Below are 12,967 nucleotides of genomic sequence, written 5' to 3'. Positions count from 1 at the left end.
TCACGCGCGGCCCCCCGGCAGATCGGCCAGCGTTGCCGTCCAGCCGACGATGCCGCCCTGCGAGCGGATCATCTCGACGGTCGCGGCCTTGAATGCCGGAATGTAGCTCGCGGTCGCATCTTCGACCAGCAGGCACACGTAGCCTCGGTCGTTCGCCTCGCGCATCGTCGTCTGCACGCAGACCTCGGTCGTCACGCCCGCGAACACGAGGTGCGTGACCCCGCGCAGCGCCAGCTCCTCGCCGAGGCGCGTCGCGTAGAACGCGCCCTTGCCCGGCTTGTCGATCACGAGTTCGCCTTCGATGGGCGCAAGCGCTTCGACGATCGCATTGCCGGGCTCGCCGCGCACGAGGATGCGCCCCATCGGCCCCGCGTCGCCGATGCGGGCATTGGGCTCGCCGCGCAGCCGCTTCGCCGGCGGGCAGTCCGACAGATCGGCCGCGTGCGATTCGCGCGTATGCACGACGTGCCAGCGCTGGTCGCGCGCAAAGCTGAGCAGGCGCGCGACATCCGGCACGATGCCGGCGAGCAGCGACACGTCGTTGCCGAGCGCTTCGCCGAATCCGCCAGGCTCGATGAAGTCGCGCTGCATGTCGATCACGACGAGCGCGGTGTGGCGCGGATCGAACGCGAACGGCGACGGCTTCGCGCGTGCAATGGTGGCAACACTCATTCCGTGGTCCTTGTAGTCGTCTGGACGCGGCAATGCCACGCCCGGTTCCCCCGTTCGTCCATCGGCATCCATCATGCGCCTGCCAGCGCGGCCGGCACCACCGCATGCTGATCGCCCGGCTCGCCATGTCCCGCCATATGCCGCCCGAGCACAACGCGATCCGCGGATAGCGCAGGCGTCTCGAACACGAAGCGTCCCTCGACGATCACGACGATCCGGTCCGCGAGTTCGAGCAGCTCGTCGAGATCCTCGCTCACGAGCAGCACCGCCGCGCCCGCATCGCGCGCGGCGAGAATGCGCGTATGGATGTCGGCGACGGACGCGAAATCGAGGCCGAACACCGGATTCGCGACGATCAGCACGTCCACGGCCTGACCGAGTTCGCGCGCGAGCACGGCGCGCTGCACGTTACCGCCCGAGAGCGTGCCGATCGCGCGCTCAGGGACGGGAGGCCGGACGTTGAACTCGTCGATCAGATGCGTCGCGCGCTCGCGCAGTGCGCGGCGATCGAGCCGCCAGCCGCCGCGACGCACCGGCGCACGGTCAAAGTTGCGCAGCGCAAGATTCTCCGCGACCGTCATGCCCGCTACGCACGCATTGCGCAGCGGCTCTTCCGGCAACGCGAACAGGCGTAACCGGGTCATCTCTGCACGCGTTGCGCGGTAGGGCTCGCCCTTCACGCGCATCTCGCCGGACTGCGCGCGGCGCTGCCCGACGAGCGCCTCGATCAGCTCCTTCTGCCCATTGCCGGACACGCCCGCGAGGCCGAGAATTTCACCGCCCCGCACGGCAAGCGACGCATCGCGCACGGCCGGATGCCCGCGATCGTCGACGACCGACAGCTTCGTCAGCTCCAGACGCACCGGCGCATCGTCGGCGAGCGGCCGGCGCGCGGGCCGCACGTTGTCAATGCCGGCCGACGCGCGCGCATCGAAGGCGGCGTCGCTGCCCATCATCCACGCGGCAAGCCGGTCGCGGTCGGTCTGCGCGACCGCGCAGGAGCCGACGAAGCGCCCCTTGCGCAGCACGGTCACGTCGTCCGCATACGCCATCACCTCGCGAAACTTGTGCGTGATCATCAGCACCGTCAGCTCGCCGCGCGACGTGAGTTCGCGCATCAGGCAGAGCACTTCGTCCGCTTCCTGCGGCGTCAGCACGGAGGTCGGTTCGTCGAGAATCAGGAAACGCTGGCGCAGGTAGAGCTGCCTCAGGATTTCGAGCTTCTGCTTTTCACCCGCGGCGAGTCCCGACACCGGCGCGTCGAGCGGCAGCCGGAACGGCATGCTGCGCATGAACGCGTCCAGCGCCGCACGCTCGGTGGCCCAGTCGATCTTCCACGGCAGACTGCCGCGCGCGAGCAGCAGGTTCTCTTCGACCGAAAGACCCGCCGCCAGTGTGAAGTGCTGGTACACCATGCCAATGCCGAGCGCCTGCGCATCGCGCGGCGACGCAATCTGCACCTGCCGGCCATCGGCGACGATCTCGCCGCTATCGAGCACGCCATAGCCGACGAGGCCCTTCACGAGCGTGCTCTTGCCCGCGCCGTTCTCGCCGAGAAGCGCGTGAACGGTGCCCGCGGCGACTTTCAGCGACACGTCGTCGAGCGCGCGAAACGCGCCGAACGATTTGCGCGCGCCGATCACTTCGATGCCGAGCGCATGCCGTGCGTTTGCGTTCGGCATGATCAACGCCCCAGCGCCGCGAGCAGCGCGCCGGAATCCGACACGGTGCCGAACACGCCGCCCTGCATCAGGATCATGTTCAACGCGGCGTCGTGGTTGCCCTTGTCGGTGGCGCCGCAGCAGTCGGCGAGCACGGTGCATTCGAAGCCGCGGTCGTTCGCCTCGCGCATCGTCGTGTGGACGCACACGTCGGTCGTGATGCCGGTCAGCACGAGATTCGCGATACCCCGCGTGCGCAGGATCAGTTCGAGATCGGTCGCGCAGAACGAGCCCTTGCCCGGTTTATCGATGACGATCTCGCCGGGATGCGGCGCGAGTTCGTCGATGATTTCCCAGCCGGGCTCGCCGCGCACCAGGATCTTGCCGCACGGGCCGTTGTCGCCGATACCGATGCCGCCGGTGCCTGCCTGGCGGCTACGCCAGCGTTTGTTCGCGGGCAGGTCCGACAGATCGGGACGATGGCCTTCGCGCGTATGGATGATCGTAAAGCCCTGCTCGCGCATCAACGTAAGCACACTGCGGATCGGCCCGATCGGCGCGCGTGTCAGCGACAGGTCGTAGCCCATCTTGTCGACGTAGCCGCCGATGCCGCAGAAGTCCGTCTGCATGTCGATGATGACGAGCGCCGTATTGTCGGGACGCAGCGCGCCGTCATAAGGCCACGGATACGGACGGGCGTCGATGAAGCGGGTCATGGTCGGTTCTCCGGAACGTGTCGAATCGGAACGCGCCGGCGCATGGCCGCGCTGCGCGTCAAGGGGTCCATGCATCAGCGGGTCAGGCTGAGCTCGCCAGGTGCACCCGCGAGCGTGCGATCCGGCCGGCAGTTGACGATCATGATCGCGAGCGTCAGCACGTACGGCGCGGCGTTGAACAGGTAGTAGCCGCTCGTCACGCCGACCGCCTGCAATGCGGGGCCGAGCGCGCCGGCCGCGCCGAACAGCAGCGCCGCCCACAGGCAGCGCAGCGGGTGCCAGCGCGCGAAGATCACGAGCGCCACCGCCATCAGCCCCTGGCCGCTCGACAGCCCTTCGTTCCAGCTGCCCGGATAGACCAGCGACAGATAAGCACCGCCGATGCCGGCCAGCAAGCCCCCCGCGGCGGTGGCGATCACGCGCACCCTGGTGACCGGATAGCCCATTGCCCGCGCGCTCCCGGCGTTCTCGCCGACGAGGCGCAGCGTCATCCCCCAGCGGGTCGAACGCAAGCCCCACTGCAACGCAAAGGAGAGCACGACGCCGAGCGCGAACAGCGGGTTGACGTGCAGCGCGTTGTGCAGTTGCGGCGACGCAGCCCAGCCGCCGAGGTCGAGCGACGACAGCATCGGCGCCTGCGGCTCGATGAACGGCTTGCCAAGATAGAACGCGATGCCGGTGCCGAACAGCATCAGTGCGATTCCAAACGCGATGTCGGAGACACGCGGCAACGAGCAGACGAGCCCATGCAGGCAACCGAGCACGAGCCCGACCGCCGCGGCCGCGACGACCCCCGCCCACGCCGAGCCGGACAGATACGCGCCCGCGTAGCCGCTCATCGCGCCCGACACGAGAATACCTTCGAGCCCGAGATTGACGCGCCCACCCTTCTCGGTCAGACACTCGCCGAGGCTCACGAACAGGTACGGCGTGCTCACGCGGATCGCGCCGGCGAACAGCGACAGCAGCAGTACAGCGACCGTCGAATGAAGATCAGGCATGAGTGCGCTCCAGTTGAACGGTGCTATCCGCTAGCGCCGCAGCCTGCAATCCGACGCGCCACGCGACGATGCGGCCGCCGAGCGCCTCCCACGCGAGCAGATTCGCGAACAGCAGCCCCTGCAGCACCAGCGTCGTCGCGTCGGGCAGATCGAGCCGCCGCTGCAGCAGACTGCCGCTCGCTTCGATGCCGCCGATCATCAGCGCGCAGACGACGATTGCAAGCGGGTTCTGGCGCGCCGCGAACGCGACGAGGATGCCCGCGTAGCCATAGCCCGCGAGCAGCGAAGCGTTCGCGCTGCCCTGTACTGCGGCCACTTCGAACATGCCCGCCAGTCCCGCCGCGGCGCCGCCGAGCACGCATGCGGTCAATGCGAGCGAGCTCACCGGCAGACCCACGAGCCGCGCCGCGCGGTTGTTGCCACCCGCGACGCGCAGCGCGAAACCCTTCGTGCTGTGCCTGACGAAAACCCACGCGGCCACGCACGCGACGAGCCCCCAGAACAGTCCCCAGTGCACGTCGAGACCCGGCAGCGAACCGATCGACATCGCATCGGGCAGCGGCAACGTCGACGGTTTGTTGAGGCTCGCGGGGTCGCGCAGCGGTCCTTCGACCAGCTGCTTGAACAGCGCAATCGCGATGTACGACATCAGCAGGCTGCTGATCGTCTCGTTGACGCCGCGCCATTGGCGCATCGCGCCGACGGCACCGATCCACACACCACCCGCGGCCATGCCGGCAAGCGCCATCAGCGGCGTCGCGACGAACCATGGCGTGACATGCGGAATCGCCTGCGGGACCACCGCTGCCGCGAGGCCCCCGAGCGCGAGCGCACCTTCTCCTCCGATCACGATCAGGCCGACCTGCGCGGGCAATGCGACGCAGAGCGCCGTCAGCATCAGCGGCGCCGCGCGCAGCAGCGTGCTCTGCCACGCGAACGACGAACCGAACGCGCCTTGCGCGATCAGCGCGATCGCATCGAGTGCCGGCTGCCCCTGCACGAGCAGGAACAGCGAAAACAGCAGCAGCGTGCCGACCAGCGCGCACAGCGTCGGCAACGCCGGCAGCACGGCGAGCAACAGCCGCGCGATGCCGGCAGGCAGCGTGCCGCGCAACGAAGCAATGGTGCGCATCGCAACTCCTCGCAAGTCAGGGTTCATCCCGCGCCAGCGGCGCACGGCGCACCGGTCAGATCTGGCCGACGACGCCCGCCACCAGGTAGTTCATGCTTTCGAGCGTGATGTCGGTCTGCGCGTAGCTGGTGCCCGCGGGGATCGCCGCGCCGCCCTGGTTGTTCTTCATCGGCCCCTTGAAGATCACGTAGTCGCCAGCGATCATCTTCGACTTGATCGCATCGGCATTCGTCTTCGCGTCCGGTGTAACCTTCGTGCCGTAAGGCGACATCTTCACGAAGCCTTCCTTCAGGCCGCCGCGCAGGATGTTCGGCGCGGCGGCACCGGTCTGCGCCGACGCGACGAGCGCCTTGTATGGCGTCGCCCAATCCCATTCGGCGCCGGTCAGATAGCCCTTCGGCGCGAGCGCCGCCTGGCTCGCGTGATAACCGCAGCTCATCGCGCCGCGCTTCTCGGCGGTTTCGATCACGACCTTCGGTCCATCGACGTGACAGGTGAGCACGTCGCAGCCCTGATCGACGAGACTGTTCGCCGCCTCGGCTTCTTTCACGGGCATCGACCAGTCGCCGGTAAAGATCACGTGCGTCGTGATCGACGGATCGACCGACTGCGCGCCGAGCGTGAACGCGTTGATGTTGCGCAGCACCTGCGGGATCGGCTTCGCAGCGACGAAGCCGAGCTTCTTCGTCCTGCTTGCGTGGCCGGCCACGACGCCGTTCAGGTACTGGCATTCGTCGATGTAGCCGAAGTAGCTTGTGATGTTCGCGGGTTCGCCACTCTTCCACAGGCCGCCGCAATGCGCGAAGCGGACCTTCGGGTATTTCGCGGCCATCTTGAGCACGTGCGGATCGAAGTAGCCGAACGACGTCGCGAAGATGAGCGTCGCGCCGTCCTGCTCGATCATCGCTTCCATCGTCTTCTGCACGGCGACCGTCTCGGGCACGTTCTCTTCCTCGACGACCTTCACGTTCGGCAGCTTCCTGATCACCGCGGCGGCCTGAGCCTGCGCCTGGTTGTAACCGAAGTCGCCACGCGAGCCGACGTAGATCACCCCGACAGTCAGATTGCCGGCAGCGAACACGCTTTCGAACGGCAACAGGCTGCCCAGCGCGAAAGCCCCGGCACCTTTAATGAAATCGCGGCGGTTGGTCATGATATGGATTCCTTATGTTGAGCGTACGGAGTTCAGTGCCCGGGACCGGACGCTGCCGGTGCCTGACTGTGCAGATAGCCTCGCCAGCCGCCGAACGGCGTGATGTCGAGCGCGCCGCTCGCCAGCGCAACGGCCGCGGGCTCGCAGATGAAGCCTTTGACACTGCGACCATCCGCAGTCTGGAGCGTGCCGATGCCGAGGGGTACGGGCACGGCGGCAACGAACGCACCGAAGCTGCGCAGCGGTAGTTCCCACAGTTCGATTTCGATCGCGCGGGCGCCTGGGTCCACATCGGGTACGTGTACAAGGCCCGGCTTGGGTGGCGTCGTGCCCGCCAGCGCGAACAGCCGGTAGTGGGGAGTCGTCGTGGTCGTTTCGACGAAACGCGCGCCCGCTTCGAGCAGTTGCCAGTTGAGCGGTTCGCCGCGCAGATGCGCGCCAACCACGGCGAGCGTGACAGTCGGTTCATCGAACGGCAGCGGGCGCGCTGCGATCAGCGCGGCGTCTTGCGCGTGCGCGCCCGCGCGCTCATCGACCAGCGCCTGAACGCGCGCACCCAGCACCGCGAGCCGGTGGTCCGCTCCGGCGGGCGCGATCAGCGTGACGCCGGCGGGCAACCCGTCGGCACGCCGCAGGCACGGTACCGCGAGCGCGCACAGATCCAGCAGATTGACGAAGTTCGTGTAGACGCCGAGCTGGCTGTTGCGTGCGATCGGCTCGGCCTGCACGTCGGCGATCGACGGGTGCGTTGGTGTGGTCGGCACGATCAGCACGTCGATCGTGTCGAACAGCCTGTCGGCCTCGCGCTTGAGCCGCATCAATTCATACTGGCCGTTGAACGCATCGACGGCGCTGAAGGCATCCGCCTTGCCGATCACCGCGGCAACGACCGGATCGATGTCGCCGCGATGGTCGTCGAAGAATGCGCCGAGAGCGGCGCGCCGTTCCGCGACCCACGGTCCATCGTATAGCAGCGAGGCGACGCGCTTCAGTGGCTCGAAGACGATCTTCGCCGGTACGAGATCGAGGCGTGACGACATCGTGTCGAGCGTCGCGGCGAAGGCCGCGGCGGCCGTTGCGTCGCCGAAGAATTCGAGCTCATCGGGAATCGCAATACGCAAAGGACCGTGCGGAATGCCCAGCGGCGGCACACGCCGCGCATAGCCATCCGCCGCATCGAACGCGGCCATCTGCTCGAGCACGCACCATGCGTCGGCCACGTCGTGTGCGAAGATCGAGATGCAATCCAGGCTCCGGCACGCCGGCACTACGCCTCGCTTGCTGACGAGACCGAGCGTCGGTTTGAGCCCGACGAGTTCGTTGAAGCCCGCGGGCACGCGGCCCGAACCGGCTGTGTCAGTGCCGAGCGAAAACGCGACGAGACCCGCCGCGACCGCGACCGCGGACCCTGAACTGGAGCCACCGGACACGAGCGCGTCGTGCGCGACCTGGCGCACCGCTCCATACGGCGAGCGGGTGCCCACGAGGCCGGTCGCAAACTGATCGAGATTGGTTTTGCCAACGAGGATTGCCCCCGCCCGCAACAGGCGCTGCACCGCGAACGCGGACTCGCGTGGCGTATAGGCGAACGGTGGGCAGGCCGCGGTCGTCGGCATGCCGGCAACGTCGATGTTGTCCTTGACCGCGAACGGCACACCGTAAAGCGGCAGATGCTGCCGCCATGCCGGACCGTGCCGCTCACGTTGCGCGTCAAGTTCGGCCGCGCGCGCCAGCAAGGCGTCCGCCGGCACGCGTGAGATCCAGGCTTCCGGGCGGTCGCTCGCATCGATCCGCTGCACGATGGCGTCGACGACTGCGCGCGGAGTCAGCGCGCCACGCGCGTACTGTTCCAGCAGCGGAAGAACCCTCAGGATGAGATCGGTGCCCATGCGCTCAATCTTGAATACAAGTTGATATCCAAGAGGCACGTTCCATGCCGGCCCGCTGCCTGTCGCGCGGAGAGCCTTCTCGCACAAGGCGCTGCGGGACGGCGCGCAGCCGCTGACAGGATCGCCGCGCGCCCCAAAGTGAGCCACCGATCGCATTGCGCGAGTGCGCCGCTCCCGGGTTCAGTGCATGGCCGAACCGGCGGAAATTGCTAACGCCGGTTTCAGGATGAGCAGCTCACAAACAAACCGTATGGTCTGTTTTTTCACGCTAAACCTTTTTCACGCTAAACCGATACCACGCTTCATTCTCGTATCCCGACCAGGCCCGCTTGCCCTTAAATCAATCGTCAGCACAGCCTCCTCACCGGAATTTCACATGCCCAGACCGGATCACGCACGGTTCGCCATGCTCGCGCTCCCCTGCGCAGCGCTCGCCGTACAGGCGATTGCGGGCCGCGGGCCAGTCGTTACAATCAGCTTTCTGGGTCGTTCGACCTTGCTAACGATAAGATCACCGTCATGCGTGAGCCCGACGGGCCCGCAGCTTCCGTAGTGACATAGGTAGCGCTACTCGCGTTTTTCCGTCACCCACTCACACGGGAATCTGGCAACGCTCAAGTTACTTTCCTCGCAGGCTTGGAAGCGTTATAGCCCGCCCATCGCCCATCGTCCTGCAGCAACTTGAACAAACGCTCACGCTGCCGGTCCGAGAGCGGGCTAGGACCGCGCAGCGTCGTATATGCCAGACCGCTGTCGTGCGCGGTTGTCCATCCGTTGCACTGACGCCGCATCAGTGATGACAAGGCACGAACACTCCAACGTGTCCAGGAGAGCCAGGCGGTTCACTCATCAACCGCCCGAACTCGATGTGTCCGCCTGGCCACGGTCGTTCATCGCGTGCGCGATGCAGCAGCGCGCCAGCACGTCGGTTGGATCGACCAGGTGCACGTGCCTGCCGTTTGCATCTGTAAAATCCGGGACCGGCAGCAGTATCGGCAATTCAGTGCACCCAAGCACAATCACTTCGACGCCTTCGGTCATCAGGCCTTCGACGGCCGCCGAAATGTCCTCCACGCACTGCCCCGTGCTGAAACCGGACTTGACGCCGTATTTGCCATAGATCGCCTCCATGACCCGCGCCTGCAGCACAGGCCCGGGCGCCACCTGGCGCAGGCCCTGCTGCTCAAGCGCTTTACGGTAAACGCCGCTATCGATCGTCCCGGAGGTCGCCAGCACGCCGATGTCGTGCACCTTGGGAAACGTCTCGCGCAGATAGCTTGCCGTAACGGTCAGCATATTCACGATCGGTATCCTTAGATACGGCTGGATCCGTTCGACGAATGCGTGCGCGGTGTTGCAGGGGATGGCGATGATGTCCGCGTCCCCGTCTTCCAGTTTCCTGCACGTGGCATAGAGCGAAATCGTCGGGTCCGCGCCATCGCCAATCAGGTTCTCCGTGCGGTCCGGAATCTGCGGATTCTGTTCGACCAGCAGCTTGATGTGATCCTGATCGCGCGAGGCCGGCGTGCCGGCGACGATCTTGTGCAGGAAGTCGACGGTGGCCGCTGGCCCCACGCCGCCTACCACGCCAACCTTGAACACCGGCGAGCGGCACTCGAACCGGCCGGAAACAGCGTACTGCGCGTACGCCAGGTTGGAGTCGACGAACGGCACATCGATCGGGCCGATTTCATCCGCCACCAGCGCGATTTCCGTCATACCCGGTACGATCAGCTGTACGCCCTGTTCGACGAGATCCTCACACGCCACGCGCAGCAGTTCGACCGGGCGGCCGCGCAGATTGCCGCGCTTGATGCCATCAACGCCATAGATCGCCTCCGTGACGACGTCGATGCCGTCCTGCAACCGGGGATGCACCACATCGAACCGCGGTGACGCGAAGTAGCGCTCGAAGAGCCCCTTCTCCTGCGTGGTGTCCGATGCGAGTACCCCGATGCGCATCGCGTCGGGAAACCTCCTCTGGACGTAATCGCGCACCGCCTCGACGATGTCCACGATCTGCAGCGCGGTATTGGCCTTCAGTTCGTCGATGAACGTGTGACTGAGAAAGCATGGCAGCACGACCGTCGTCACGCCGCGTTTTTCGAAATCGCGGATCATGTCGAACACGTAGAGCTTGCGCTCCGTCGTCGCAGCGCTGGTGGCGTCCGAGCCTTTGAACGGATACTGCTCGAAAATCACATCGGCGTTTCCGGCTTCCGACGCTGCGGTAAGCGCCTTCATGAGCTTGAAGAACACGTCGGCGCTCGCGAGCGGCCCCAACCCGCCGACAACGCCATATCTGCGACCGCCCGCTACCGGACCCGTGCTCATCGCGTTTCGACAGCCGGTTGATCGAACGCAACATCGCGCTTCGTGGGTTCACGCACGCCCTCCCACTTCGCGACGACGGCCGTGGCGACACTGTTGCCGATCACGTTGGTCATCGTGCGTCCCATGTCGAGAATCTGGTCGATTGCGAGCACCATCGCAACGCCCGCCGCCGGCAGATGAAACATCGGCGCCACCGCGGCGACAACCACCACCGACCCGCGCGGCACGCTCGCCATGCCCTTGCTGCTCAGCATCAGGATCAACAGCATCGCGATCTGCTGCGATAACGGCATCTGCACGCCAAAGGCCTGGGCGATGAAGATCGCGGCGAACGCCTGATACATCATCGAGCCGTCCAGATTGAACGCGTAACCGAGCGGCAGCGTGAAGCCGACCACCTTCCTGTCGACGCCGAACTGTTCGAGCCGCTCGGTCAGACGCGGATAAGCGGCCTCGCTGCTCGCGGTCGAAAATGCGATCAGCGCCGGCTCGCGCACCGCCTTCAGCAGCGATCCGACGCGCCGCCCAAGGAACACGTAGCCCACGCCGATCAGGATCGCCCACAGAATCAGCAGCCCCAGATAGAACGAGCCGATCAGCTTGCCGTAGGTGTAGATCACGGCGAGTCCGCGCAGCGTGACTGCCGAAGCGATCGCGCCGAACACGCCGAACGGCGCGGCGCGCATCACGTAGCTGGTCAGGCGCAGCATCACTGGCACCATGCCGTCGATCGTCTGGACCACGATCGCGACGCGCGGGTCGCGTTTCAGCGCACTGAGCGCGAGGCCGAGGAAGATCGAGAACACCAGGATCTGCAGGATGTCGTTGCGCGCCATCGCGTCAAGGAGGCTCGTGGGAAACGCGTGCGTGATGACGTCCTTCGCGTTCAGCGCCGAGGTGTTGAGCCCCGTGCTGACTTCGGCAGCGCTGTCGGTCAGATGCAGACCCGCGCCCGGTTGCAGCACATTGGCCAGCATAAGGCCCAGACCCAGCGAGACGAGCGAAGCGCAGACGAACCAGCCGACCGACCTCAGACCGATGCGGCCTACGTCCTGCCCGCTCTCCATGCCGGCCAGTCCCGATACGAGCGTGGCGAACACCAGCGGCGCGATGATCATCTTGATCAGCCGCAGAAAGATGTCGGTCACGATGGAAAAATAGCCCGCGGTGGCGGTGAGCGTAGCCGGGTCCGCGATGCGCGTGTGGCAGATGAAACCAGCGATGACGCCGAGTATCATCCCGGCCGCGATGCTCAGGGTGAGTCGATTTTTCATGTTTATCCGTCCTTGGGTCGCCTCGGGAAAATAGCGGGCGCGGCATTCGGAGAACGTCGCGACCACCTTGAGGACGGATGGTAGAAGCGGCAAAAAAGCTGGCAATGCGGCTATGTCATGCGGCTATGCGAATCTCGCATAGCGCGTGAAAACCCTATCCGAGCGTCGCGGAGCCGGCGCGCAGGTGCTGCCAGAGCGTCTCCATGAAGTCGCTCCGGTTCGACGAATCCCGATAGACGCGCAGTTCCACCTGCAGATTCCACACTGCGGGGCCGGCCGGCACGAGTTCGCCGGCGGCAAGCTCCGTCGCAATCGTGCTGCGCGGCAGCCAGGCGACACCCTCGCCTTCCAGCACGAGCCGTTTGAGCACCTCGGCCATGTCGGATTCGAAATGAAGCCGCAGCGCGGGCGCATCAGCGGAGCGGCCGAGCAGCAGTGCGAGGCAGCGCCCGAAGTAGCTCGTGTCCGTGTAGGAGATCAGCGGCAACGGCTGCTTCTTCGTACCGGGCAGCCGGAAAGCCGGCGCCGAGCGCTGGTTCGGCCGGCTGGCGGGCATCAAGGTGTCGATGCCGACGGTCACGTGCTCATAGCGCGCCGGATCGAGATGCAGAGGCAGTTCGGGATGGTGATACGCGAACATCAGCTCGCAGTTGCCGTTCACGAGCATCAGAATGGAGTCGTGCACGTTCGTCGGCATCACGCGGGTTCTTACCTCGCCGAAATGCGCGGAGAGCGCCTTCAGCCAACCCGGCAGAAAATTGAGTGCGATGGTGTGGCCCGCCGCGATCTGCAGGCTCTTGCCCGCGATCCGCTGTTCGGTGCGGATGATCGCGCGCGTGTCGAACAGCCGCTCCAGCACGCTTTCCGCCGCTTCGCGGAACAGCTGACCCGCTGCGGTCAGCACCGGCGGGAAGCTGCTGCGATCGATCAGTTCGGCGCCGACCCATTGCTCGAGCGACTGGATCCGGCGGCTGAAGCCGGACTGCGTGACGTTGCGAAACTCGGCGGCCCGGGAAAAGCTCTGATACTGCGCGAGGGCGATGAAATCCTCGATCCACTTGATTTCCATGGCTGATGTCAGGTCGCTTGGAGAAGACCTGATTCTACGCATGCGAAAACTCGATCAGGTCTCACC

The 12,967-nt window shown here is 66.0% G+C and carries 10 protein-coding genes; all 10 read right to left on the bottom strand.

What is annotated here, in order from left to right:
• Positions 1–672 carry a cysteine hydrolase family protein gene (locus DVS29_RS07775; protein WP_118179855.1) on the bottom strand — a complete coding sequence of 224 codons (672 nt, stop codon included), beginning with the start codon at positions 670–672 and terminating at the stop codon, positions 1–3.
• Positions 673–743: 71 nt separating this feature from the next.
• Complete coding sequence (locus DVS29_RS07770; RefSeq protein WP_118179854.1) at positions 744–2,354, bottom strand: ABC transporter ATP-binding protein; 1,611 nt, start codon at positions 2,352–2,354, stop codon at positions 744–746.
• A gap of 2 nt (positions 2,355–2,356) precedes the next feature.
• Entirely contained in the window at positions 2,357–3,049 is a 693-nt protein-coding gene (gene biuH, locus DVS29_RS07765) for a biuret amidohydrolase (RefSeq protein WP_118179853.1), read from the bottom strand.
• A gap of 74 nt (positions 3,050–3,123) precedes the next feature.
• Positions 3,124–4,050 (bottom strand): ABC transporter permease, encoded by a 927-nt coding sequence (locus DVS29_RS07760; protein ID WP_118179852.1) that lies wholly within the window; start codon positions 4,048–4,050, stop codon positions 3,124–3,126.
• Entirely contained in the window at positions 4,043–5,182 is a 1,140-nt protein-coding gene (locus tag DVS29_RS07755) for an ABC transporter permease (protein WP_118179851.1), read from the bottom strand. The genes DVS29_RS07760 and DVS29_RS07755 overlap by 8 nt, the downstream gene beginning before the upstream one ends.
• 55 nt (positions 5,183–5,237) lie before the next feature.
• Positions 5,238–6,335, bottom strand: coding sequence for a BMP family ABC transporter substrate-binding protein (locus DVS29_RS07750; protein WP_118179850.1), 1,098 nt, complete (start codon positions 6,333–6,335; stop codon positions 5,238–5,240).
• Between the two features lie 32 nt (positions 6,336–6,367).
• A complete protein-coding gene (atzF, locus tag DVS29_RS07745) occupies positions 6,368–8,224 on the bottom strand; it encodes an allophanate hydrolase (RefSeq protein WP_118179849.1) in 1,857 nt (618 codons plus the stop codon).
• 849 nt (positions 8,225–9,073) lie between these two features.
• Complete coding sequence (gene cuyB / locus DVS29_RS07740) at positions 9,074–10,558, bottom strand: cysteate racemase (protein WP_118179848.1); 1,485 nt, start codon at positions 10,556–10,558, stop codon at positions 9,074–9,076.
• A complete protein-coding gene (locus tag DVS29_RS07735; RefSeq protein ID WP_118179847.1) occupies positions 10,555–11,832 on the bottom strand; it encodes a dicarboxylate/amino acid:cation symporter in 1,278 nt (425 codons plus the stop codon). The genes cuyB and DVS29_RS07735 overlap by 4 nt, the downstream gene beginning before the upstream one ends.
• A 154-nt stretch (positions 11,833–11,986) precedes the next feature.
• Positions 11,987–12,901, bottom strand: coding sequence for a LysR substrate-binding domain-containing protein (locus tag DVS29_RS07730; protein WP_118179846.1), 915 nt, complete (start codon positions 12,899–12,901; stop codon positions 11,987–11,989).
• Between the last annotated feature and the right edge of the window lie 66 nt (positions 12,902–12,967).

The organism is Paraburkholderia phosphatilytica, from assembly GCF_003443895.1.
Lineage (GTDB): Bacteria > Pseudomonadota > Gammaproteobacteria > Burkholderiales > Burkholderiaceae > Paraburkholderia > Paraburkholderia phosphatilytica.
The sequence above is the reverse complement of the archived record's forward strand: the minus strand, read 5'-3'. Positions and strand labels throughout refer to the sequence as shown.